The sequence below is a fragment of the Maribellus sp. CM-23 genome, from assembly GCF_021354595.1.
Taxonomy (GTDB): Bacteria; Bacteroidota; Bacteroidia; order Bacteroidales; family Prolixibacteraceae; genus Draconibacterium.
In genome coordinates, this window is record NZ_JADWYJ010000002.1 from 217,707 (window position 1) to 240,884 (window position 23,178).

General features: G+C 43.9%; 20 protein-coding genes and 1 tRNA gene. 16 read left to right on the forward strand and 5 right to left on the reverse strand.

Annotation, left to right across the window (positions count from 1 at the left end; translation table 11 throughout):
• Nucleotides 1-9: 9 nt before the first annotated feature.
• The 7 genes from tolA (at nt 10) to INQ51_RS08140 (ending at nt 7,894) form a co-directional block, all read left to right on the forward strand.
• Entirely contained in the window at nt 10-1,065 is a 1,056-nt protein-coding gene (gene tolA, locus INQ51_RS08110) for a cell envelope integrity protein TolA (RefSeq protein WP_233377470.1), read from the forward strand.
• A gap of 116 nt (nt 1,066-1,181) precedes the next feature.
• Nucleotides 1,182-2,108: a YitT family protein gene (locus INQ51_RS08115; RefSeq protein WP_233377471.1), complete on the forward strand. Its 927-nt coding sequence runs from the start codon at nt 1,182-1,184 to the stop codon at nt 2,106-2,108.
• 437 nt (nt 2,109-2,545) lie between these two features.
• The gene (locus INQ51_RS08120) at nt 2,546-4,009 is read left to right on the forward strand and encodes a sodium/proline symporter (protein ID WP_233377472.1); all 1,464 of its coding nucleotides are present in this window, start codon (nt 2,546-2,548) and stop codon (nt 4,007-4,009) included.
• 343 nt (nt 4,010-4,352) lie between these two features.
• Nucleotides 4,353-5,147: an SDR family NAD(P)-dependent oxidoreductase gene (locus tag INQ51_RS08125; protein WP_233377473.1), complete on the forward strand. Its 795-nt coding sequence runs from the start codon at nt 4,353-4,355 to the stop codon at nt 5,145-5,147.
• Between the two features lie 21 nt (nt 5,148-5,168).
• On the forward strand, nt 5,169-6,248 hold the full coding sequence (locus INQ51_RS08130) for a VOC family protein (protein WP_233377474.1): 1,080 nt from the start codon (nt 5,169-5,171) through the stop codon (nt 6,246-6,248).
• Between the two features lie 233 nt (nt 6,249-6,481).
• Nucleotides 6,482-7,324, forward strand: a complete 843-nt coding sequence (locus INQ51_RS08135; protein ID WP_233377475.1) for an N-acetylmuramoyl-L-alanine amidase-like domain-containing protein — start codon at nt 6,482-6,484, stop codon at nt 7,322-7,324.
• Nucleotides 7,325-7,444: 120 nt separating this feature from the next.
• Nucleotides 7,445-7,894, forward strand: coding sequence for a hypothetical protein (locus INQ51_RS08140; protein ID WP_233377476.1), 450 nt, complete (start codon nt 7,445-7,447; stop codon nt 7,892-7,894).
• Between the two features lie 74 nt (nt 7,895-7,968).
• On the opposite strand, the gene INQ51_RS08145 is transcribed toward INQ51_RS08140, so the two are convergent.
• Nucleotides 7,969-8,490, reverse strand: coding sequence for an outer membrane beta-barrel protein (locus tag INQ51_RS08145; protein WP_233377477.1), 522 nt, complete (start codon nt 8,488-8,490; stop codon nt 7,969-7,971).
• Between the two features lie 276 nt (nt 8,491-8,766).
• Nucleotides 8,767-9,168, reverse strand: a complete 402-nt coding sequence (locus INQ51_RS08150; RefSeq protein WP_233377478.1) for a hypothetical protein — start codon at nt 9,166-9,168, stop codon at nt 8,767-8,769.
• A gap of 224 nt (nt 9,169-9,392) precedes the next feature.
• Here INQ51_RS08150 and trhA point away from each other — a divergent pair, with 224 nt between their 5' ends.
• Nucleotides 9,393-10,052 (forward strand): PAQR family membrane homeostasis protein TrhA, encoded by a 660-nt coding sequence (gene trhA / locus INQ51_RS08155; protein ID WP_233377479.1) that lies wholly within the window; start codon nt 9,393-9,395, stop codon nt 10,050-10,052.
• Between the two features lie 118 nt (nt 10,053-10,170).
• Here the strand turns inward: trhA and rhaB are convergent, their stop codons facing one another.
• Nucleotides 10,171-11,640, reverse strand: a complete 1,470-nt coding sequence (gene rhaB, locus INQ51_RS08160; protein ID WP_233377480.1) for a rhamnulokinase — start codon at nt 11,638-11,640, stop codon at nt 10,171-10,173.
• Nucleotides 11,641-11,823: 183 nt separating this feature from the next.
• On the opposite strand from rhaB, the gene INQ51_RS08165 reads away from it, so the two are divergent.
• Nucleotides 11,824-12,777 carry a DUF4412 domain-containing protein gene (locus INQ51_RS08165; RefSeq protein WP_233377481.1) on the forward strand — a complete coding sequence of 318 codons (954 nt, stop codon included), beginning with the start codon at nt 11,824-11,826 and terminating at the stop codon, nt 12,775-12,777.
• A gap of 53 nt (nt 12,778-12,830) precedes the next feature.
• On the opposite strand, the gene trxB is transcribed toward INQ51_RS08165, so the two are convergent.
• Nucleotides 12,831-13,829 (reverse strand): thioredoxin-disulfide reductase, encoded by a 999-nt coding sequence (gene trxB, locus INQ51_RS08170; RefSeq protein WP_233377482.1) that lies wholly within the window; start codon nt 13,827-13,829, stop codon nt 12,831-12,833.
• Between the two features lie 171 nt (nt 13,830-14,000).
• Here trxB and INQ51_RS08175 point away from each other — a divergent pair.
• The 3 genes from INQ51_RS08175 to INQ51_RS08185 all read left to right on the forward strand — a co-directional run bounded on the left by INQ51_RS08175 (nt 14,001) and on the right by INQ51_RS08185 (nt 15,705).
• Nucleotides 14,001-14,074 (forward strand) — tRNA-Pro (locus tag INQ51_RS08175).
• 92 nt (nt 14,075-14,166) lie between these two features.
• Nucleotides 14,167-15,189 carry an META domain-containing protein gene (locus INQ51_RS08180; protein ID WP_233377483.1) on the forward strand — a complete coding sequence of 341 codons (1,023 nt, stop codon included), beginning with the start codon at nt 14,167-14,169 and terminating at the stop codon, nt 15,187-15,189.
• 168 nt (nt 15,190-15,357) lie between these two features.
• Nucleotides 15,358-15,705 carry a DUF488 domain-containing protein gene (locus INQ51_RS08185; RefSeq protein ID WP_233377484.1) on the forward strand — a complete coding sequence of 116 codons (348 nt, stop codon included), beginning with the start codon at nt 15,358-15,360 and terminating at the stop codon, nt 15,703-15,705.
• A 100-nt stretch (nt 15,706-15,805) separates the two neighbouring features.
• Here INQ51_RS08185 and INQ51_RS08190 read toward each other — a convergent pair whose 3' ends face one another.
• On the reverse strand, nt 15,806-16,609 hold the full coding sequence (locus tag INQ51_RS08190) for a DUF5602 domain-containing protein (RefSeq protein ID WP_233377485.1): 804 nt from the start codon (nt 16,607-16,609) through the stop codon (nt 15,806-15,808).
• A gap of 299 nt (nt 16,610-16,908) precedes the next feature.
• On the opposite strand from INQ51_RS08190, the gene INQ51_RS08195 reads away from it, so the two are divergent.
• The 4 genes from INQ51_RS08195 (at nt 16,909) to hisD (ending at nt 23,176) form a co-directional block, all read left to right on the forward strand.
• Nucleotides 16,909-19,716 (forward strand): family 78 glycoside hydrolase catalytic domain, encoded by a 2,808-nt coding sequence (locus tag INQ51_RS08195; RefSeq protein ID WP_233377486.1) that lies wholly within the window; start codon nt 16,909-16,911, stop codon nt 19,714-19,716.
• A 347-nt stretch (nt 19,717-20,063) separates the two neighbouring features.
• Nucleotides 20,064-20,924, forward strand: coding sequence for an ATP phosphoribosyltransferase (gene hisG, locus INQ51_RS08200; protein ID WP_233377487.1), 861 nt, complete (start codon nt 20,064-20,066; stop codon nt 20,922-20,924).
• Between the two features lie 73 nt (nt 20,925-20,997).
• Nucleotides 20,998-21,909 (forward strand): DMT family transporter, encoded by a 912-nt coding sequence (locus INQ51_RS08205; protein WP_233377488.1) that lies wholly within the window; start codon nt 20,998-21,000, stop codon nt 21,907-21,909.
• Nucleotides 21,887-23,176: a histidinol dehydrogenase gene (hisD, locus tag INQ51_RS08210; protein WP_233377489.1), complete on the forward strand. Its 1,290-nt coding sequence runs from the start codon at nt 21,887-21,889 to the stop codon at nt 23,174-23,176. Before INQ51_RS08205 ends, hisD begins: the two co-directional genes overlap by 23 nt.
• Nucleotides 23,177-23,178 lie beyond the last annotated feature (2 nt).

The following is a 23,178-nucleotide window of genomic DNA, read 5'->3' on the forward strand; positions in this document are numbered from 1 at the left end:
CATCGGAACATGAAGGAAACAGAATACTATAGCGAACGCAAAAAAGGAATCATCGGCACCATCGTATTTCACGTGATTGTGCTCATGTTATTGATATTCCTTGGATTCTTTACCCCGCTACCATTGCCGGGCGAGGAAGGTATTCTGGTAAACTTTGGTAATTCCGAAAATGGCTTGGGCGACCGTGAACCGGCTCCGGCACGGCAGAAACAACCGACTCCTACGCCTGCTCCGCCCAAACGCGAAGAACAAAAGGCAACGCCTCCGCCGGCCACTACTCCACCGCCTGCTCCAAAGTCGAATCCACAGCCTGCCAAAGAAGTGGCCATGACACAGGATTACGAGAAAACCGTGGCAATTGAAGCCGCCGAAAAGAAAAAAAAGGAAGAAGAGCGTAAAAGACAAGAGCAGTTAGCCGAAGAACGCCGCAAACAACAGGCTGAAGAAGCCGAAAGAAAAGCATTGGCCGACGCTGAAGCCAAGAGAAAGGCAGAGGCAGATGCCAAGGCGAAAGCCGAGGCCCAGGCAAAAGCTAAGGCGGAAGCAGAACGAAAAGCCAAAGAAGAAGCAGAACGAAAACGGCTGGAAGAAGAGCAACGCAAAATAAACGAAATAAACTCGCGTACGCAGGGAGCATTTGCCAAAAGCGGCAACGGGACCGGTGGTACAGGAAGCGGTGACGGAAAAAGCCAGGGAGTAACTTTCCCCGGAGGCAACCAGGGCGTGCCCACCGGCGATCCCAATGCGGGTAACTACGGCCAGGGTGGCAGCGGCTCCGGCAACCAGGGCTCTGGTATTTCATTCAGTTTATCGGGCAGGTCGGCCATTTCCTTGCCGAAACCTCAATACCCGGGCAACGATGCCGGAGTGGTGGTGGTTAAAGTTACGGTAGACAAAACCGGGAAAGTAACCAGTGCCGAAGCAGGTGTTCGGGGAACAACCATTATGGACCAGAAATTCTGGAACGAAGCCAAACAGGCAGCGCTAAAAGCACGCTTCAATGTAAGCGAAAGCGCACCCGCTTTCCAGCAGGGAACAATATCCTACCGTTTCGTACTCGATTAGCGTTAAAATCATTTCCTTTGTACTCGAAGCACAGAGAGTACATTATGTACAATTTCTGACAATCATCAATGTTTATGCCCGTGCTTTTTTAGTCATTTGCAAAAAATTTTCAGATCATGGCATTCCTGACAAAAGACAAGATTTTTAGTAAACTCTGGTTCAAACACTATTTGTTTATTGTTATTGGTTCTTTCATTCTGGCCTCCTCATTTGTATTCTTTATTACACCGCATAAAATTGTTCCGGGAGGTGTTTACGGTATTTCCATCGTGGTTCACTACCTCACCAAGGGCGTGTTTTCTTTTTGGCCCGACGGTATCCCCGTGGGTTTGTTTGCCTTATTGCTGGACATCCCACTGATTATTGCCGGAATAAAAATTCTGGGGCCGCGCTTTGGCGTAAAAACCATTATGGGCTCGATATTAACCGCCACCTTTAACGACCTGATCACCTGGATGCGTCCGGTTGCTGCTGATGTACCGCTGGTAAACGATGTGCTTTTGTCGTGTGTGTTTGGAGGCGTGCTGGCCGGATTTGGTTTGGGACTGATTTTTAAATCAAGAGCTACCTCGGGTGGATCGGATATTATTGCCATGATTATTGCCAAATACACGCGTTTACAACTGGGCCGCCTTATGATCTATGTCGACTCGGTGATCGTTTTATTTGGCTTGCTGGCCTTTGGCGACTGGGCTATCCCCTTGTATTCGTGGGTAGTGATTTTCATAACCGGGAAAGTGATCGACATTACACTGGAAGGAGCCGACTACAACAAGGCGCTTTTTATTATTTCGAAACAACATGCACTTATAAAAGATAAACTGCTGAACGACCTCGAACGTGGTGGCACTTATTTTAAAGGAAAAGGCATGTACACCGACGAAGACAAGGAGATAATTTACACCGTGGTAAGCCGTCGCGAAGTGGCCATTCTGGAAGAATACATCAGCAAAATCGATCCCGATGCCTTTATCACCATCATGGATACCAAGGAAATTCTGGGTGAAGGTTTTCAGAACCTGAATCAGAAACTAAGCGGGTAATTACCAAAACTTATTCTACAGATTTTTATGCATCGTCTGGCTGACGAGCGCTGACCAAACAGTTTTTCATGGCTTGTCTGACAGACATGAGCTGACAAATCACTTTTTTCAGGTTTTGTCCGACAGACACGGAATGACCGAACAGTCTTTCAAGCTTTGTCTGGCTGACACGGGTCGTCCGGACAGTTTTTCATGCTTTGTCTGGCTGACATGAGTTGACCGAACAGTTTTTCATGGCTTGGCTGACAGACATGAGTTGACAAATCATTTTTCAGGTTTTGTCTGACAGACACGGAATCACCCAACAGTCTTCCATGCTTTGTCTGGCTGACGTTTTAAGGAACAAAATTACGGTGAGTAAGCCCAACTTTTAATGTATTCCACTTTCAGTAGTGATTTTCTTTTTACCTTTAAAAGCACGCACAAAAAGAAAATGTATGATTATTGTCTTTGTGGCCTACCTGCTTGTACTGATAGCCATTGTAGCCTATTCGGCACGACGTTCTAGAACCAACAACGATTTTGTCATAGGCGGAAAGAAGATTTCCGGCTTTTCGCTGGCTCTGTCGGAAAGAGCTACCGGAGAATCAGCCTGGTTGCTGCTGGGCCTAACCGGGCTTGCCTACTCCGAAGGAATGGCCGCTATTTGGGTGGCTTTGGGCTGCGTTTCGGGCATTTTGTTTTTGTGGACTTTTCTGGCACAACCACTGCAAAAACTCACCGAAAAAACCGGGGCATTAACCGTTCCCGGCTTATTCTCGGCAAAGTTCAAAGGCACACAGCGCAGTTTTGGGGTTCTTTCGTCGCTGATCATTATCTTCTTTTTTGTTTTGTACATAGCGGCACAATTCAGCGGTGCAGGAAAAATCTTTAACGACACCTTTCGTATCGATCCTTTCTGGGGCATGGTAATCGGCTCATCGCTCGTAACCTTGTATACCATGCTCGGAGGTTTTATTACCGTGGTGGCTACCGATGCTTTTCAGGCGATTTTAATGGTCATTACCTGTGTTGTTTTGCCCATTATAGCACTCGGAATTGCAGCCACCAACAACATCGACATTGCCAGCGCCATTACGCAGGCCAGTTACACCGTTCCGCTCAATGCCGACACGGTTAAACAGGCGACCGGAGGTTTGCTTATTCTGAACGGGTTGAGTTGGGCCTTTGGTTATACCGGACAACCGCAACTCCTCACCCGAATGATGGCCATGCGCAGTCAAAAAGAAACCCAACAAAGCCGGTGGCTGGCTATTTCCTGGACTTTGCTGGCCTATATCGGTGCTTTTCTGATCGGGATTATTGGCTACAAACTGGTACAAGCCGGCTTACTGGGCGAAGCAGCCGCGTCGGTAAGCAACGATGCCGAAAAAATAATGCCTGTTATGGTGATGACTTTGCTCAACCCGATCCTGGCCGGAATTCTCTTATCCGGTGCCGTTTCGGCCATGATGTCGACTGCCTCCTCGCAGTTGATGGTGGTTTCATCATCGATGACCGAAGACTTTTACCTGCATGTTACCAAAAAGAAAATCAGCGAAAAAAGAATGCTCAACCTTAACAAGCTGCTTACTCTGGGAGTTGGCTTGGTGGGGTTTCTGCTTGCCATAACCATGGAAGATACGGTTTATGGCCTGGTGTCTTATGCCTGGAGTGGAATCGGGGCATCGTTCGGGCCAGCCATTGTGTTGCTGGTTTTCTGGAAAAAATTATCGAGGGCCGGCGTTTTTGCCAGCCTCATCACCGGCACCATCACCGCGGTGGTATGGAAAACCTGGCTCGTTGATCTCACCGGAATATCAGAACGACTGGCAAGTTATGTGCTCGCCTTTTCGTTGGCAGTGGTATTTAGTCTTTTGTTTCCGGAACCCAAAGAGCTCAGGCACACTGAAAAATCTTAATACGTGGATTTACCCAAAAAGTAGTTCATAAAACGATTGCTCGACTAATTATGAAAAGATTCCTATCCGTCAATTGACGAATCGGAATGACTGGCTTTAGGAGGTGTCCGCTTCAAGGATAGGTGGTTTGGCGGCACAGCCACCAAACCACCTATCCTTGAAGCCTGTCTCAAACTAGCCCTTTGTCATTCTGAGCGAATTCGTCAGCCGACGAAGAAGCGAAAGAATCTATACCCTCAATTTGTTAATAGCTCCTACAATACTGATTTCTCAAAGTTAATTCCGGAAAAATTGTTTTAAGCCCGTAAATAAACTGTTATCTTCGTGCCTCGGCTAAAATACTATGGATTTTTCAGGTAAAACAATATGGGTGACCGGAGCTACTTCGGGGATCGGAAAAGAAGTTGCACTGGCACTTTCAAAAGAAAAATGTACACTCATTCTTTCGGGCAGAAACGAAGCCGCGTTGGAAGAAGTTGCCTCTCTTTGCAACAGCAACGGGAGCACCGCTTATCCGGTTTCTTTTGACTTGGGAAACATCCCCACCATTGAAGCTGCCTGCCAAAAAGTAAATGCAAAGGGCCTTGTCCCCGATGCTTTGTACCATTTTGGAGGAATCAGCCAGCGTGCCCTCGTGAGCGAAACACCGCTGCAGGTAGACCGGAAAATTTTTGAAGTAAATTATTTTGGCACTATCGCCCTTACCAAACTGGTTTTACCGGGTATGATTGCCAAAGGCGACGGCCACATTGCAGCCACATCAAGCATTGTTGGCAAATTTGGATTCCCGTACCGCTCGTCGTATTCGGCATCCAAACAGGCCTTGCATGGTTTTTTTGAAAGCCTTTTAGCCGAAAATAAACAGAACAACATCCGTGTTTCAATGATCATCCCGGGATTTATCAGTACCAATATCTCGGTAAATGCGGTAAACAGCTCGGGCGAGGCGCACGGCAAGCTCGACGAAAACCAGGCAGGAGGAATGCCCGCTGATCAATGTGCAAAAATCATTTGCAAAGGATTAAAAAGGGAAAAGAAAGAGATACTGGTAGGTAACAAGGAAATTATAATGGTTTACATTCGCAGGTTTTTGCCGCGATTATATTACTATCTTGCGTCGCGCGTAAAACCGATGTGATATTTAAATGGAAGTCAGAGTATGAAGGAGCAGATTAATGGCATACAACAGTTAGGTGTTGGGGTTGAAAATTTTCACGAAGCATGGAAATGGTACCGCAAGCATTTTGCGATGGACATCAGGATGTTTGAAGAAGAAGCAACTGCAGAGTTAATGCTGGCTCACACCGATGGCAAACCCAGGAAAAGACATGCCGTTCTTGCATTGAACATGCAGGGAGGAGGCGGATTTGAGATCTGGCAGCACACCGGGAAAAAACCCACCCCCTGCCCTTTCGATGTCAACCTGGGCGATTTGGGTATTAACATCGGTAAAATAAAAACGGCTGACATTCAGGCGGCATACGACAAGTTCAAAGCATCAAAACTCAATATTTTAACTCCGATCACCAAAGATCCTTCGGGGAACGATCATTTCTTTCTGAAAGACATTTACCAGAATATCTGGGAGTTTAAAACCAAAAAGGAAGTTTTCAGAAAAAAGGAAAAATCAGTGAGTGGCGGGGTAATCGGAGCCATTATCGGTGTTAAAAACATGGAGGAAAGCCTGCGCGTTTACCAGGATATATTAAGCTACGACCAGATCGTTTACGATAAAACCGGACAGTTTGAAGACTTCAAAGGCTTGCCCGGAGGCAATAAAACATTCCGTCGTGTGCTGCTCAAACATTCCGATGTAAAACAGGGGGCATTCAGTCCGTTTTTCGGCCAATCGGTTATCGAACTGGTAGAAGCACAAGACTACGAACCGCGTGACATTTACGAAGGCAGAATCTGGGGAGACCCCGGGTTTATCCACCTGTGTTTCGACATCAACGGCATGGATGCCTTCCGTGAAAAGGCAAAACAATTGGGGCATCCTTTTACCGTCGACAGCGCCAAAGCGATGGAGTCGTTCGACATGGGGGAAGCTGCCGGTAACTTTGCCTACATTCAGGCTCCGGAAGGAACTTTGATCGAGTTTGTAGAAACCCATAAAATTCCTATCCTCAAAAAAATAGGCTGGTACATCGATTTCCGGAAAAGAGGCCATCACCCGCTGCCCGACTATGTGCTAAAACTGTTCAGGTTTATGCGAGTGAAAGACCGTCAGAAAAAGTAAAACATCTTTTGAAGCTGGTTGGCTCTTTTAACAGTCAACAATTAATACCAGAAAAAGCGTTTAGCGATCACAACCGCTTAGTGCGTAATATGTATTTATGCTGAACGCTGAGAAAGTACACTGTTGTCTGATTTTTACATCTTCCTGTATTTGGAACCATTAAGAAAAGCCAAAATTGTTATTTTTAGCATTGGATATACAAAGCACGAATAACAACTGACAATTTTAAAAAGATGCAAAATACCCTGGTTCTCATTCTGTTTTGCCTGCTAAGCGGAAAGCTTATAGCAGCAGACCCGGTTAAATATGAAAAAGCGGACAAGCAAGTGCTCGAAAGTGTTTTTGAGGCTCTCAAAACAAAAAAAGATGCGTCGACAGCCGAGTTGGTAGTCGCCACCGGCATGCAGTTCCTGAATACGCCTTATGTGGCCCACACCTTGGAATCGGAAAAAGAAGAGTTGATCATCAACCTGCGGGAACTGGATTGTACCACTTTTGCCGAAAACTGTATTGCCATTGCCCGAACGATAAAAAACGGGCAGCCAACCTTTGAAAACTTTACCAACCAATTGCAACAACTAAGATACCGCCACGGAAAAATAGCGGAATACCCTTCACGTTTACACTATTTCAGCGACTGGATTTATGAGAACGCTCAAAACGGAGCGATCAAAGACGTATCTAAACAGGTTTGTAACACTCCCTTCCCACTTCAGGTAGATTTTATGAGTTCTCACCCCGACAGTTACAAGCAACTGAAACAAAATAGCGCGTGGGTAGAGGAAATGAAAACCATTGAAGCGGCTATCAGCCAAAGAACGATGTATTACATCCCGGTTGAAAAAGTGGAAGAAGTGGAAAGCCAGCTGAAAAGCGGAGATATTATTGGCATTACTACCTCTGTAAAAGGGCTTGACATGACGCACGTAGGTATTTTAATAAAAGTAAACGGACGAATACACCTGATGCACGCTTCTTCAAAACTAATGAAGGTGGTTATTTCGGAAGAGCCACTTTCAGAGTATCTAAAGGGCGGGAAAAGCAATACTGGCATAATGGTTGCACGGCCGGAATGACAGTTTTTGGCGTTAATCAAAACTAAATAAACCTGAAACATTGAAATTTTTCAAAGACTTTAGTTAAATAGATTAAACTGAATTAAGTAATTTGCAGTAATTACAATAAATTTTTAAGCTATGAAGAAAACAATCAAAAGGACTTTACTTGCATTAAGCATTATTTTAGGGAGTGTTATTGTTGGAAATGCTCAGGAACTGGGGGTTCGTTTTGGCGATGTTTCCGGAGGGAATGTGGCGATCGACGGAATTTTCAGTACCGGCCAATTCAGCCGTATCCATGCTGACGTTTCTTTTGGCGATGGCCTGGGCGTGGATTTGATATGGGACTTTATCTACCGTCCGATCACTGACGAAGCTTTTAACTGGTACATGGGTGTAGGACCTTACGCTGTTTTTGACGACCCGTTTTGGTTGGGCGCTGCCGGCGAGATTGGTCTGGAATACAAATTCAATTCCATCCCTATTTCCTTAAGTGTTGACTGGAGACCCGAACTTAGCCTTGTAGAAGAAACCGACTTTCATGCCGGGGGATTTGGGCTCAACATTCGCTACGTATTCAATTATTAGCATAAAAAGCGAATACAAAAGAAAAGAGGCTGTTCATTTCGAACAGCCTCTTTTTATATCTCTTCGACAATGGATTACAACAGAATAGTAACTCCTACTTTACCGCCTGAGAAGACATTTCCACCGCCTAACTCAAGGTTTACCCCCAGTTTATCGGAAAAGAAATACCTGCCACCTACCTGGGCATTCAAATACAGGCCTGAAGAACCACTTCCGCTGTAGTGCCCTAAATCATGGCCATCGTATTTCGAATTAAAGATGGAATATCCCAGTGATAAACCGGCATAAAAGTCAAACTGAGAAGGAATGTTCAATACCTCGTTGAAATGATAGTTTGCCAAACCAGAAATAGAAGTGTAGCTGGTTTTCCACTTACTGGAACTGTAAGATTCCGACTTGCTTCTGTACGAAAGCTCTCCACCTACCGAAATGTTGTTGCCAATGCCGTATTCCAGACCGCCATAAACCGGCAATCCCCAACTCGACAAACCAATACCCGTATTAATCTGCATCGCTCCCTTTTCAAGAGGTGCCTGTGCTACCGATGCAAAACTTACTAAACAAACCATCACAAAAAATAAAATTCTCTTTTTCATAATTTTCCAGATTAAATTGATTAACATTTATTATTTATACTCTGCATTTTGCATAACAAATTACCGTGTAAAATCCCTGAAGAGACACAACCATAGTGCGGCCTCTCATTTAGGCATTAACAATAAATTTTAAGCGTTGGTGTACTGAATAGTTTTCCTGTTAGTTGATTTTAACAGGCATAATAACACAGATGAGAAAAGGATTGTTTATGTTCATTTAAATAAAAATGAAGGGGAACATTCGAATAAAATGGTATATAATTACAACCCAATTATTTATCGAATATCATTTTCTTTCATTTTGAAATACCGGCGAAGCAAAACTTTCTTCAAATCGCGTACGATTACCTGGTGAGCGATAATCTCCAGATGGGAATAATGCGGGAGTTCCTGTTGGGCTTTTTGGATTTCACGATCAGTAATATCGACCTGGTATAGCACGGAAAGCAGTAAATCGTAGTTCCGTTCAACCAAAGTGGCAATTTGATGAATGAGTTGATTGTGCAGTTCTTCGTAAGCATGCTCGGTGTCGCCTGAGAAAGTGATCTCCACGCCAAACATGCCAAAGTCTTTCATAATCTGCTCGGCCGTTTGCTGTACTATTTCTGCCCTGCTAAGCAGTACATCTACATTTTGATTGGTTACCTGTGGAAGATCCATGCCTTGATTTTTTTTCAAAGATACAATTTATGCTTTATCACCTCCCCCTTTTTCGCTTCCTGAAAACTCCTTTGCGAACATAAAAAATCATTCTAAATAGTAGTCGCAGCAGTTCATCAAAAAAATTGAGGTATAACAAATTAGCCTTAATATTTATTTGGATCAGGTTTATAAACGAACAGTGGTGGTAATTTTTGCATACATTCGTTTATCATTTTTCGTTCTATCAAAAAGAAGAATTCATGGCGAAGTATAGAAAATCTGAGGAAGGATACAGAACTCTGACACTGGGAGAAGAAATTTTCAACAGCATAACCCACGGAATAGGAACTTTGCTGAGCATTGCAGCACTTGTGCTTTTAGTGGTGTTTGCAGCCATTAAAGGGACTGTCTGGCATGTGGTAAGTTTCAGCATTTTTGGTTCTACTTTGGTGCTTCTTTACCTGGCTTCGACTCTTTACCACAGTTTTACAAAAGAAAACATCAAAAATCTGTTTGTCCGCTTCGACCATGCTGCCATTTTTTTACTGATAGCCGGCACGTACACGCCTTTTGTTTTGACCACCATCCGAGGAGCGCTTGGCTGGACTTTGTTTGGAATTATCTGGGCACTGGCCATTATTGGTGTTGTCATTCGTTCCATTTACCTTACCCGTTTCAGAAAACTGATGGTTGGCATTTACCTGGCCATGGGCTGGATGTTTTTGATGGCAGTAGTGCCAATGGTCAGAAACCTTCCCACTTCAAGTATTGTATTTCTGTTTGTAGGCGGCGGGTGTTACTCAGTAGGTGTTATTTTCTACGCATGGCGCAACCTGAAATACGGTCACGGAATATGGCACCTGTTTGTACTAGCCGGAAGCATTATGCATTTCTTCTCGGTTTTGTACAGCCTCAATTAAAGTAAATCACCAAGTTCCGGGACACAACTGAAAGGATTGGCCCAAACTGTATCAATCTTTGATCAAGCCGTTTTCAATCTTTTTTGAATTATAAAGTTCAGGGGTTAACATTTAACAACTACGTTAATTTCAAAAACTTCTCATAGGCAGCGTCCCAGTCAAGGTTGGCTGCCGGTACATATTCCTGTGGTTCAAACGAACGTTTAACAATCGCTCTGATTTCGGACAAAGAAGAAACCTCGCCCAGCGCTTTTGCCTGTATCATCAGGTTACCAATGGCTGTAGCTTCCGTTGGGCCTGCCCAAACCGGTATTCCGGTGGCATCGGCGGTTAGCTGGTTCAACATTTCGTTGCGCGCACCACCACCAATGATATGAAGTTTATCGATTTTCTTTCCGGTTACCGATTCCACCTGGTGGATGGTATATTTGTATTTCAAAACCAGGCTGTCGTAAATACACCGCGCCACTTCGCCCTTTGTTTGAGGAACGGCCTGCCCTGTTTTTTTACAAAACTCCTGAATGGCTTTGGGCATGTTTCCCGGGTTCAAAAATACCGGATCATCCGGGTTAATCAGGCACTTAAAATGCTCAGCTTCGCAGGCCAGGTCAACAATCTCCTGCCAGTCCATTTCCTTTTCCTCGTCCCAAATACGCTTGCATTCCTGGATTAGCCACATTCCCATGATATTTTTCAAGAAACGTGTTGTTCCATCCACACCGCCTTCGTTGGTAAAGTTCATCCGAAGTGTTTCTTCTGATACCAGCGGAGTCGGACTTTCGATTCCCAGCAGCGACCAGGTTCCTGAACTCAGGTACGCCCAGTTTCCGTCTTCAGCAGGCACCGAAGCAATGGCCGAAGCTGTATCGTGCGAAGCAACCGCAATACATGGTATTCCGGCACTTCCGGTGTCTTCCTGTATTTCTGCCAGAATAGTACCGATCACTTCGCCCGGCTGAACAATTGTTTCCAATAAGTCTTTTGAAATTCCACTAGCATTAACCAGCTTTTCCTCCCACTCCGCTTTTCCGGGCTTCAGCATCTGCGAAGTACTGGCAATGGTATATTCATTCTTTTTAACCCCGGTAAACAGGTAGTTGAGTGTATCGGGCGTAAAAAGCAGGCTTTTGGCAATGTTGAGTCTGGAGTGCTTTTCCTTGTTTGAAGCAAACAACTGAAACAAGGTATTAAACTGCATAAACTGAATGCCTGACAACAAATAAGTCTCCTCTTTCGGTAATACCCTGAAAAACTCTTCCATCGCACGATCGGTACGGTGGTCGCGATAGGCAAAAGGCAAACCGACCAATTGGCCCGATGCAGAAACCAGCGAATAATCAACTCCCCAGGTATCGATCCCGATGGAGTCGGGTTGTATTTTGTATTCGTTGACGCATTTCTTCAGACCGGTCTTCAATTCATCAAACAAGCTGTAAATATTCCAGTAATAGCTGCCATGAATACGAATCATTTGATTTTTAAACCGATGAATTTCCTGAAGTTCCAGGTTTCCTTTCTCCAGTGTTCCCAATATTGCTCTCCCACTCGATGCTCCGAGGTCAAAGGCCAGAAAATGTTTTTTACTCATTGTAATTCAGGTTCAATTTATCCTTCTGCAAAATAAGCATTTCTTTGGTCTCCGGGTATCCTGTGGTATCTTGATGCGAAAGCAAAAAGTTTGCTTATTTATCGATAAATATATTTCGAAGGGATTGACTGATATTAGATTTATCCCGATTTTTGGGTCTATTAATCTTTCAATATAAACATAATGAAATCACTTGCACGCATTGTTTTAATTATTCTATTATCATTTGGTATGGCCGAAGTGGCCCACGCCCAAAAATTCCTCGACAGACTAAAAGAAAAAGCTCAGCAGAAAATCGAAAAAAGAGTGGAGGACAAAGTGGATCAGAAAATGGATGAAAGCCTTGACAAGGTAGAAGAATCCATTAGTTCGGACGACGCGGACTCCTCTTCTACAGAAAAGAAGCAGCAAGCTTTTATGCAAAACCTGCTGAAAGGTGCCGGTTTATCGGGTACACCCGTTCCGTACAACACCAGTTATTCGTTTCCCTTTCTGATTCAGATGCACATTGAAACCTACGACAAATCGAAAGACAAACCAAGTACCGGCGAATTTCTGACCATGCTCGATCCGGAGACCAAAAGTATTTCCTACGAAGCCATTTCGGGTGATGTGAGCGAAAACGACAATGGATTGTTTATCATCGACTCTGAAAACGGAGCCATGATCGTTTTAAACAGTAAGGAAAAATCAGGCATTGTGTATGGAATCGGTTCTTTCTTTGAGTCAATTGGGGAAACTTACCTGGAAGACGAGGAAGGCACAGAACAGGAAGAGGATTACCTGGCCAATCCGAACATCAAAAAAACAGGCAAAACCAAAACCATTGCCGGCTACAAATGCGAACAATATGTTTACAACGATGATGAAACCGATGCCGAAATATGGTTGACTGATGAATTAAAGGTAAGCACACAGGACTTTTTCAGCACTTTATTCAAAACCAGCCTGTATGCCAACGGCTTAATGTCCGGAGGCTATGTAATGGAATCAAAATCGACCGACAAAAACACCGGAGACACCAGTTTAATGACGGTTACAAAAGTGGATAAGAATTCGAACCGGAAGATCACCTTTTCTGATTACCAAATAACCAACCTGGGATCGTTTACCCTTCCCCAGGAAGAAAAGGAATAGGAGCTACTATTTCAAAGCAAAAGAGGCTGTTTTAATAAACAGCCTCTTTTAGTTTATCCGTGTTTTTCTGATAAATATCGTTCAGCATCAATGGCTGCCATACACCCTGAACCGGCAGCGGTAACTGCCTGTCTGTAAACAGGGTCCTGCACATCGCCACAGGCAAATACTCCGGGAACCTTGGTTTTCGATGTTCCGGGAACAGTTTTAATGTAGCCCACCTCATCGGTATCAAGATATTCTTTAAAAATATCCGAATTGGGTTTGTGTCCAATGGCCAAAAAGAAACCATCGATTTTTATGTTTACTTCCTCTTCGTCTGTTTCACCCTGATTTTTTACCAGTGTTGCTCCTTCGACTACACCGTTGCCAAACAAGCCTTTGGTTTGATGTTTCCAAAGGATCTCGATATTCGGTGTTTTCATGGCGCGCTCGGCCATTACTTTCGAAGCACGAAGTTCGTCGCGGCGAACAATCATATAAACCTTGTTGCAAAGGCCTGCCAGGTACATGGCTTCTTCAGCCGCGGTATCTCCTCCTCCAACAACAGCCACGTCTTTACCCCTGTAGAAAAATCCGTCGCAGGTAGCACAGGCTGAAACGCCGCCACCGGCATATTTCTTCTCATCTTCCAGGCCAAGGTACTTGGCGGTTGCACCGGTTGCAATAATAACCGTTTCGGCTTCAATCAACTTCGAGTCGTCGATCCAAACCTTGTGAATGTCTCCGGAGAAATCGACACTGGTAGCCATTCCCCAGCGAACATCTGTTCCAAAGCGCTCTGCCTGTTTTTTCAGGTCTTCCATCATCACCGGACCGGTTACTCCTTCCGGATAACCCGGGTAATTTTCAACTTCGGTGGTGGTGGTCAACTGCCCTCCGGGTTGAAGTCCTTCGTACATTACAGGCGATAAATTAGCTCTTGCGGCATAAATAGCTGCCGTATAGCCGGCAGGTCCGGAACCGATTACCAAACATTTTACGCGTTCGGCATCGCCCGCTTCATTTGTCTTCTTTTCTGAATTCTCGTTGATATCAAGTGGTTTAAACATAGTGCTATTTTTTTAGTCGTCAAAAATACAAAACAAAGCAATTCAGACCCAATAAAATCTATCGATTCTAAACATATGCGATCAATGAATTCTATTCAAACTTTTTTCCCGGAAAATGAAAAAAGGCTTTGTAAAAATAAATTGTAGCATTACATTTGCACGCACAAGTTTCGGGATGTAGCGCAGCCTGGTAGCGCACTCGTCTGGGGGGCGAGGGGTCGCAAGTTCAAATCTTGTCATCCCGACAATTTTTAAGCCTGTAAATCAAATGATTTACGGGCTTTTTTTATTTATTGCAATGAAATAAGACAACAGAAACAGATTAAAAATTAAAAACATGAAACAACTTATCACATTTGGGATAATACTGCTTTTTACAGCCTGCAGTACCCTTAAGAGCGGTAATGGATCTATTTACTGGGTAAACAGTTATGAGGTTGATTGCGTAGGTGTAGGGCCAATGAAGTGCCTTCAGGTGCAAAAAGGGAAACAACTTAACAAAAACGAATGGCAAAACTTTTATACTCAAATTGAAGGCTTTGAGTACGAACCGGGATACGTCTACAAACTTAGGATCAAGGAAGAAAAACTAAAAAATGTACCGGCCGACGCTTCTTCAATCAAATACATACTGGAAGAAGTGATCGAGAAAAAAGAAGACCCCAGATGGAATTTAAACGGCAACTGGGATGCGCTGAAAATAAACGGGTCGATTATAAAATTACCGCGCATACGTGGCGCCGGTACAATTCCGCAACTCAATATCGATATGCTTGAAGGTCGTATCAGCGGAACAGACGGATGCAACAATTTTACAGGAACCCTTCAACAGATTACCGACAACGAAATAAACATGGGACCTTTGGCTCAAACCAGAAAAATGTGCCCTGATATGACCATTGCAACAGCTTTCATGGAAGCCCTGAACAAGGCCACACATTATACAGTATTCGATACCAAGCTAGTGCTCAAAGATGCAGCAGGAAACGAGCTATTGGAATTTACCAAAGGTACCGAAGCAAAAGTGTTGCTAAACGACATATGGGTGGCTGAATGGATGGAAGGCCAATACCTTGATAATGAAACGGATCTTCCGCGACTGGAAATTAACAGCACAAAGATGGAAGCTGCAGGAACTGACGGCTGCAACAACCTGCATGGGAGAATTTCGGAACTGACCAATACGAAACTAACATTTGGCGTTATGGCAGGCACCCGAATGATGTGTGCCGACATGAACATTCCTGATAAATTCAACCAGCTACTTCCCAAGGTTCGCAGCTATAAAATCTCGGAACTGAAACTTTCGCTCTTTGACGAACAAGGAGAAGTTTTGATGATCTTGCGAAAAGTAGATTAATGATATTTCAATGGCGGAAGTTTCCTGTAAATGGCAAATTTCCGCCATTATTTTATACAAATCCTCAACAAAATAACGCAGGCATTTCGGAATAAACAGATTACGATTGTTATTAAAACTAGAAAATACAACCGCCACCGGATGTTTTCAACCTGATGTTAATACGGAATGATTGCGATAAGACGTGCATACGAACAAAAAAGCCCCGACGAAGTTTTCAGCGTTTTTGTTGACCGACTGTGGCCCAGAGGTATAAAGAAACAGGATGCTCAATGGGATTTATGGACGAAAGAAGTAGCCCCTTCTGTAGAATTACGAAAGTGGTTTAACCACGAAATCCCCAGGTGGGAAGAATTCAAACTTTTGTACACCCGCGAACTTCAACAAATGCCGCAAACTTTACACGAACTGAAAAAACTGGAGTTACAACACAGTCATTTAACACTGGTATATGCCGCAAAAGACAGCTACCATAACCATGCCCTTGTAATAAAAGCTGTTTTAGACAGCCTTTAAGCGCTCATTTCTATGTAAATAATCTCTAACAAAAAGAGCCGCGCCCAATGCGCAGCCCTTTCAATTCTTAATTAATCAATACTCGCTGAAATAATTCTATTTATTGTGCCTCATGATACACCAGGTTAACCAATGAAATAGTGTATTGCTTTTTAACCGACGAATACGAAATTTTATAATCAGTTGCATACCAACCAGTTTCCTGGTAAGCCTCGGGTTGTGGAATCGGGATGATTTCATCGGGCATGGTTAGCAAATAATCCCGGGTAACCATTGGTTCCCAAAAAATAAATTCGCTTTGGTAAGAGCCCCAAATAAAGGTACGGGTAAAGGTCGCTCCGCCTAGTTCCGGGGAAGTCAAATCAACCCAATGTGCTCCCATTTGCGGCACCAATCCCTCCAGTTCCATGTGCAAAGGTGGAATATACATACTATCCGGAGCAGGATCCAAATACGGAGGAGCCATTGGAGGGATTTCCATTCTAGCCTGGTTTGAAATGGTGTAAAAGTGAATATCGAAATGGGGCAAGTCGTATATACCCGGTGGCTCATGTCCCATTGGGTTCCAGTCAAACAAAACATGTGTATAAAAATTGTTCCCCTTACCTCGGGGCAATTCCAACACGTATTGCATCATTTCGTTAGGCAATTTTTCGAGCGCTTTCGCGGAAACATTTATGCCCACCTCTATGGGGTTGCCATTTTTACTCTGAGTAACAAAAGCTCGAACCACGCCATTTCCCACAGGAACAGTTGAGCTGTAAAAAGTATTCATTGAAGCACTCTTCAATTCAAGCAAACCTTCCTCTTCCGATGAAATTAGTTCATCTTTCTGGCACGATTGCAAACCCCATAAGGAAATTACCAACAGTAAAATCCAACTCTTTCTAATTCTTTTATTCATAACGCTTTAATTTTTTTGACAATCTAATTTACGACAAAGCAATACGAAATAAAAGACAAGTAAGTATTTTATTGATTCAAATCAATTCTAAGCGTAAAGACATTCTGCACCACGTAATATTTGCGTTGCAGAAATCAGGAATGGAATACCGGCAGATGTTCCAATAACCTGCACACAGTTGTCAAAGTGATCGTACAGGCACATACTTTCCAGTTCGGGGCTTACAGAATTTTATGTTATATTGAAGCGCTGAAAAACCGGCAACAAAATACCAGCAAATTATACCTAAAACAACGAATATGAACATCCTTCTTACCCTACAAAAACAATTCAGACTTAAACCTTTTTCCTTGCTATTCCTTTGGCTGATAGTTTCCTGCACAACCGTAAATACCAGCCTCAACGACTTAACTTGCGAGTACGAACGCCAACCACTTGGTATTGATACTCCCAATCCGCGTTTCTCCTGGAAAATTGAGTCAGGAGAACGAGGCGTTTACCAGGCTTCGTACCGTATTATTGTTGGGGAAAACGAAAAAGAAGTACTTCGGGAAACAGGATATTTATGGGATTCAGGAGAAATACAATCCGGAAATTCAGTCAACATTACGTACGAGGGAAAACCACTGCAAAGCAACCAAAACTACTACTGGCGCATTTGCATTCAAACAAAAAACGGAGAAGAAATATGGAGTAAACCGGCTTTTTTCCATACCGCACTTTTTAATGCTTCAGACTGGAAAGCCAGCTGGATTACCACCTCTGAAGAGATCATTCATCAAAGTCCGGTTTTCAGAAGAGATTTTGAAATCAGCAAAAAGATCAAACACGCTTACGCTTTTGTCACGGCCTGCGGTTTTTATGAGTTTACATTAAACGGACAAAAAGTAGGTGACCACGTTTTGGATCCTTCCGTCACCGATTACCGGAAACGGATTTTATACTCTACTTACGATGTCACAGACCACCTGAATTCAGGAATAAATGTGGCCGGGCTGATGCTCGCAAACGGCGCCTACAACATGCGAAAAGTAGCCGACCGATATAGCTGGGGAGGCGGAGGAAGCGTGCTCGGAAATCCCTGCTTTATTGCCCAGTTGCACATCATTTATGAAGACGATTCGCAAGATGTTATTGTTTCTGACCAAAGCTGGAAATACGCGAACGGCCCCATCATCTTTAATAACCTATACGGTGGCGAAGACTACAATGCGCAGCTCGAAATACCAGGATGGGATACCAAAAATTTCCAGGCAAACGACTGGCAAAAGGCAGTGCCGGCCAATCAACCAGGGGGAAAACTGGTCTCGCAGTCAAGCCCTCCGGTTAAAGTAACCGAAACCATCGAACCAGTAAAACAGACAAATCCGGCAGAAGGTGTCTACCTTTTTGATTTGGGGCAAAATATTGCCGGGTGGTGGAAAGTGGAAGTCAAAGGAAAAGCCGGGCAGTTGGTTCGCATTCGGGGAGCAGAAACGCTGAACAACGACCTTTTCCCTAAAAACCTCGAAAATGGTGATGTGTTTAGTGATAAATTCAAATACCATTCGCATGTTTGGACTGATTATACATTAAAAAGTGAGGAGGCGGAAACTTACGAGCCCCGCTTTTTTTATTCCGGATTTCGGTACATTGAAGTGGCCACTTCGGATAAAAAAGCACTGGATGAAATTAAAGTAGCCGGACGTGTTGTTCGCTCTTCCATGGAGTTGAACGGTACTTTTGATTCTTCTGATTCGCTTCTTAACCAAATCCACGAAGCAGGTTTGTGGTCGCAAAAAGGAAACCTGGTTTTCTATCCTACCGATTGCCCGCACCGCGAAAAAGGCGCCTACAATGGCGACGGACAAGTGATTGCTGAAACATCCATCCACGATTTTCAGATGGCGTCGTTTTACACCAAATGGATTGCCGACATGCGTGATTCGCAGGAAGAAAACGGCAGGATTCCCAACACATCGCCGGTGCTTGTTGGCGGCATGGGAGGCGGCGTTGCCTGGGGAAGCGCCTATATTTTGATCCCCTGGTGGATGAACCAATATTACAATGACAACCGGATACTGGAAGAAAACTACTCTTCCATGAAAAGATATGCCGATTACCTGAGAACTTTGGCGCAAACCGATCAAAATCCGGAAGAGTCGTACATCATCAACGACTTTATGAGTTACTGGTATTCGTTGGGCGAATGGTGTGCTCCGGGACAAAGTGACTGCCCCAATCATCCGGTGGTGAATACCTTCTATTATTATTTCAATACAAAAACAATGGCTGAAATTGCCAAAGTTCTGGGGAAAAATGAAGATGCTGAAAGGTATGCAGCATTAAGCGATACGATCAAACAGGCATTCAACGATAAGTTTTTCAATCCCGAAACCTTTTTGTACGGAACTGATTCAACCTACCAAACCTATCAGTTGCTGGCGCTGGCAGGCAACGTTGTACCGGACAGCTACAGAAACAATGTGGTTAAAACCGTGGTTGATGATCTGGAGAAACGCGGAAACCACATGAATACAGGAATTCTGGGAACCAAATACCTTTGGCCAATTCTTGTAAACGAAGGACACAGTGAACTGGCCTACCAAGTTGCCACGCAAAAAACATATCCCAGTTATGGATTCTGGCTGGCAAACAATTCAACCACTTTACTGGAAGAATGGTCGGGAAAAAATTCGCACAACCATGAAATGTTTGGTTCGGTGGTGGAGTATTTTTACAAATACCTGGCAGGCATTCAGTCTCCGGTGGAGGGAAAAACCACCCGAGGTTACCAGCACATTCACCTGCACCCCTACTCTCCTGATGGACTTAACTTTGTGAGTGCTTCGCAGGAAACAGTAAGTGGCAGTGTATTTTCAGGTTGGGAGAAAAAAGACAACAGCTTTCATTACAAAGTATCGATCCCTGCCAATACCACCGCCACCATTGTATTGCCGGGTAAGCTTAGCCAGACCGCAACCCTGTCAGAAGGAGGAACAATTATCTGGCAAAATAATACGCCTGTCAACCAGGTTCAGGGAATAACAAAAACGGAAGTTGATAGCAATCAGTTGTTTATTTACATTGAATCAGGAGATTATGACTTCATTTTTTCAAACAAATAACTAATTATTCGAGACAAGGTTACTTTAATTTTAATTTAACATCCAATTGTCTTGTTGTATTGATTATTATAACTATAATTGCATCAAATTAATTAAAATGATTTTCAGACTAGGACATCACGGCCATCATGGAAGTATCCAACCAACTGGTAGGCTGTAAATGTTTTGTCTGTTCATAACGATAATAGGAAAAAGAGGCTTGCCAGTTGGCAAGCCTCTTTTTTTGTTTTAAACAAGAAATTTGAAAGTATAACAGGTCATTTCAGCACAAGGAAAACAAGTAATAATCAAACTCGTTCTCTTGTCTGTTTAACAGAAGCGCTGCAGAAATGACAAAAAAATGAACGATGGAAAACAAGATCAAAATTGCCATTCAGACCAAAGGAAGGCTGAACGAAGATTCGATGAACCTGATTAACGAAGCAGGCATTGGTTTAAGTGTTGGACGCAGAACACTGGTTTCGGAAGCCAAAAACTTTCCGATGGATGCGCTTTATCTCCGCGACGATGATATTCCGCAAACCGTTGCCGACGGGGTTTCCGACATTGGGATTGTGGGCGAAAACGAAGTGGCCGAAAAAAGTGAAAACGTGGTTATTGCCAAACGCCTCGGTTTTAGCAAATGCCGCTTGTCGCTTGCCATTCCCAAATCGCTCGATTATCCCGGACTGGAGTTCTTTAACGGCAAAAAAATTGCCACCTCCTACCCCGGAATCCTAAAAAAGTTCTTACGCGAAAACAATATCGACGCTGATATTCACGTCATTACCGGCTCAGTGGAAATTGCTCCCGGAATTGGGCTTGCCGATGCCATTTTTGACATCGTTAGCTCGGGTTCTACGCTGGTCAGCAACCGACTGAAAGAAGTGGAGGTAGTGATGAAGTCGGAAGCAGTGCTGATTGCCAACCCCAATCTAAGTAAAGAGAAAAAAGAAATTCTGGATGAACTGATTTTCAGAATTGAATCGGTACAACGTGCACAGGGGAAAAAATACATTTTGCTGAATATCCCCAACGAAAAAGTAGACGAAATCATCCAATTACTACCAGGAATGAAAGCACCAACGCTGGTTCCGCTGGCAAAAGAAGGCTGGAGTTCGATGCACTCGGTTATTGCGGAAAATGATTTCTGGGAAATTATCGGCAAACTGAAAAAAGCCGGGGCTGAAGGAATTTTGGTTATCCCGATTGAAAAAATGATTTTCTAAAAAAGCTTGAAGTCGGAAGCTCGAAGTCACCAACTTTGAACTCTAAACATTAAACTTTGAACTCATATTGAACATGACAATACGCCAATACATATTATTTGCCTTGCCGGCTCTGATTTGGGGATCAACCTGGTTCGCTATCACTTTCCAGCTGGGAACTGTCGATCCGCTCGTATCGGTTTCGTACCGCTTTTTACTGGCCGGTCTGCTGCTTTTCCTTTTTTGTCTGATCAGCGGGAGGCAAATGCGTTTTAGCGTACGTGAACATTTGCTGATGGCGTTGCTCGGGCTGAGTCTGTTCGGAATAAATTACTGGTTTGTTTACCAGGCCGAAACCATGCTGACAAGCGGTGTTGTCGCCGTGATCTTTTCACTGATCATTTTCTTCAATATCTTTTTCAATGCAATCCTTTTAAAAGGAAAAGTAAAAAAAGATGTGATTTTTGCCGCCATTCTGGGAGTGGGTGGGACTGCCCTTCTTTTTAGAAATGAATGGAACAATTTTGACTTCAGTAACGGAAATGCGATCGTGTTTTTACTTTGCCTGGGCGGATTGATCTCGGCTTCGCTTGGCAATATTTTGTCGGCTTATAAACAGCGCAAAAATATACCGGTGCTGCAGGCCAATGCATTCGGAATGTTGTATGGCGGGCTCTCAATGTTCCTGCTTGTACTGATACTGGGAAAACCCATCGCTTTCGACATACGGCTGTCCTACTCCATTTCCTTGTTGTATCTTGCCGTTTTCGGATCGATCGTGGCTTTTTCGAGTTACCTGAAATTACTGGGAGAGATTGGTCCCGACCGTTCAGTGTATGTTACGCTGGTCACACCGGCGATAGCCCTCGTAATCTCAACTGTTTATGAAGATTATCGTTGGGATGTCTTCGCCTTTTTAGGATTGATCCTGCTATTTTCGGGAAATCTTCTGGCAATACGTTTAAAAACAAAAAAAACAGAGCATGAAAACATATGTGAATCCTGATAAAAAATCCTGGGCCGAACTACTGAAACGCCCTTTATTCGATGTTTCTGAGTTGTATGAAAAAGTACAAAACATCCTCAATGAAATTCGTAAAAACGGCGATGAAACGCTCCGTTTTTATACCGAAAAATTTGATGGTGTTGCACTTGAATCGATGGTTGTTGACAAAGCTGAAATGCAAGAAGCAGAATCGCTGGTAAACAACGACCTGAAAGAAGCAATTCAGCTGGCAGCAAAAAACATTGAAACCTTTCACGCTGCACAAAAAACCGGGATCAAAAAAGTAGAAACGACACCCGGAGTAACCTGCTGGCAAAAAGCAGTGGCAATTGAAAAAGTGGGTTTGTACATTCCCGGCGGAACCGCTCCGCTTTTCAGCACCGTGCTGATGCTGGCCATTCCGGCACAGATTGCTGGTTGTAAAGAGATTGTGCTTTGTTCGCCTCCCAACAAAGAAGGAAAAATTCACCCCGCAATTTTATATGCAGCTAAAGTGGCTGGTGTAACGCAGATTTACAAACTGGGCGGTGTGCAGGCGATCGGCGCCATGGCTTACGGAACGCAAACTGTTCCGAAAATGGACAAAATATTCGGTCCCGGAAATCAGTTTGTAATGGCTGCCAAACAACTGGTGAGCATGAACGACGTTTCAATCGACATGCCGGCTGGTCCTTCAGAGGTTTTGGTGGTTGCCGATCAAACATCCAATCCGGCATTTGTAGCATCTGATCTTTTGTCGCAGGCCGAACACGGTGCCGACAGTCAGGTTGTACTGCTGGCCGATTCTCGTGAAACCATTGAAAAGGTGCTGGAAGAAATAGAAAGTCAGTTGAAAGTGTTGCCACGAATGGTGCTGGCTTCCAAAGCATTGTCGAACAGTGTTTTTATTGCACTTTCCGATTCAGATCAGCAGGTTGAACTGATCAACGAATATGCGCCCGAACACCTGATCATCAGCATAAAAAATTACATGGAACTGGCTGAAAAGGTAGTTAATGCAGGCTCTGTATTTCTGGGTGAACTAACTCCGGAAAGTGCCGGTGATTATGCCTCTGGAACCAACCACACCCTGCCGACAAACGGCTGGGCACGGTCGTACAGCGGGGTAAACCTGGACAGTTTTCTGAAAAAAATTACCTTTCAGGAAATCACCCGTGAAGGCCTTAAAAAGATCGGTCCGGCTATTGAACTGATGGCTGAAGCGGAACAACTGGAAGCCCACAAAAATGCAGTAACATTACGATTGAGAAAGATTGAAACAGATTAATG